Below are 1,982 nucleotides of genomic sequence, written 5' to 3' on the forward strand. Positions count from 1 at the left end.
TGTCGTTGAAATCGTAACTCGCCACCAGCGTCGCCGCGATAGCCGACGGGCTGGCGGCGAAGAGTGCCGGGAGCAACATGATCGGCCAAGCGGTTTTATTGAAATTGATCGGGTTGCGGCATTCGGGGCGCGGTGAAGCAAGGTTGGATTGATGTGTTTGAATCTTGAAAAGCATGGTTTTTCTCCGTTTTCTAGGATTGAGCGCCCGGTCGCGCTTAGCCGGACCGCGCGGGTGTTGCTAACGATGGTCTTTTAAGATGTCCATGACCAGAGCCGCCGCCAAGCGGCCGGTTTGGGCGCCGCCTTCCATGAAGCCGTAATTGGCGTCGCTCAAATGCTCGCCGGCGAAAATCAATTTGTCGAAAGCCACCTGTTGGGTAACGGCACCGTCGCCCTCAACCCAAAAGTATTCGGCAAACGTAGTCAGCTGTCCCGGCGCAAAGTTGGCGTAGCCGCCGCCGACATAAGGATTGTTGCCCCAGGCGCTTTTCGCCAAGCCGCCGCTCGCCGAGGCTTTCGCGCCGGGGATAAATTTGTCCAGATCGGTGATGAATTGCTTCGCCAGCGGTTTGATATTGTGGGTTTTATTCAGCTGTCTGGCCTGATCGCCGCCCAGGAAAAAATTCAGCGCGCCGCCGCGACGGTGCGGTTGGCGCTGTGTTTCGTCCCAAACTTCCGAGTAGCCCAAATCCGTCCAGGCCGCCAAACTAAAACCGGCGGGGCCATGCCAGAAGCGTTGCTTAAAGCCGGCGATCAACTTTTCATTGGCGCCCGGATTGGCTTCGGCGACGAAACGGCGAAACAGCGTCGGCAACGGAGCGTCGATCTCGACGTCTCGCAAGGCTGGAAAGGGCGTCGCAATGATGACGATGTCGGCTTCGACCCGGCTACCGTCGCTGAACGTCAGCTGGTATTCGTCGTTGTGGCGCTTGACCTTTCTCAAGGCTTTGCGGAGATGAATTTGCCCCGGCAACGCGCTTGCCAATGCATCGGTGATTTGCGCCGAACCGCCGACTACCGCGTAAACCTCATCGCTGTAACTGAGCAAATCGACGGCTTGACCGTCGACCACCGGCAAAATATCGAGTAGTTGTAACGCCGAAGCTTGGCTGGTTTCCGCGCCGAATTCGGTACGCAGCATATTTTCCAGCAGGGTGCGCACATAGGGCGCCGCGATTTTATCGGCGTGTCGTTGCAAGTAATCGCTGACCGACCATTGATCGAACAGCGGTGCGTGTGTGTCCCAGTCCTGGTCCAATAAGCCGGCATCTTCGTTAATTTGCGCGGCAATCGCGCGCAAATCGTCGGCCAGCTGTGCTTCGCTGTAGCGTTCGCCGTTGAAGAAATACGCCTCTTTCGGATAAGGTAAGCGCGCCGCATCCTGGCGCTTATCGAATAGCTTAATCCCGAATTCCTGCGCCAATCCCAGCATGTCTGGGTGATCGGTATTAATCAGTTCCGCGCCCAGATCGATCGTCAAACCATCGTCGAGCTTGGCGGACAGCATCCGGCCGCCTACCCGAGCGCGCGCTTCGAACAGCGTGGCTTTGACGCCGGCATTTTTCAGCCGATAAGCGGCATTCAGGCCGGCAATACCGGCCCCGATGATCGCTACCCGCGCGTTGCCATGATCTTTCGCCCAGGCCGGCGGCGCCAAGCTCGCGCTTATCGCGCCGGCTAATCCGGCCGCCGTCGAGGTCTTGATAAAGCGGCGCCGGCTCCAGTCGGCCTGACTGGCGGGAATCGGGGCGGGCAACTGATGGGCCTTAAGATGTTCGCGTCTGGCGGTCTGCAAGATCAGAACCAGCCGCCGAAAAAAATTGCTATGCGCCATGAGCGAATCTCCTGAATTCGAAAATCGCATTATAGAGGTAAAATCCAACGCGGCTGAGGTTACCCGCTGGAAACAGCGCGTTGCGCCGCTGCCGCGATCCCATACCGAGAATGGCGCTTTGGAGAGCTGGGCTTCAGAAAATGTCGCC

General features: G+C 58.1%; 1 protein-coding gene. It reads right to left on the reverse strand.

Annotation, left to right across the window (positions count from 1 at the left end):
- Positions 1-238 precede the first annotated feature (238 nt).
- Positions 239-1,834: an FAD-dependent oxidoreductase gene (locus AC3B8H_RS20760; protein WP_488443416.1), complete on the reverse strand. Its 1,596-nt coding sequence runs from the start codon at positions 1,832-1,834 to the stop codon at positions 239-241.
- Positions 1,835-1,982 lie beyond the last annotated feature (148 nt).

This window comes from Methylomonas sp. BG-2 (assembly GCF_057766305.1).

Excerpts from the sequence above, each read along its gene's own strand:
- AC3B8H_RS20760 (WP_488443416.1), bottom strand. The coding sequence starts at position 1,834 with ATGGCGCATAGCAATTTTTTTCGGCGGCTGGTTCTGATCTTGCAGACC.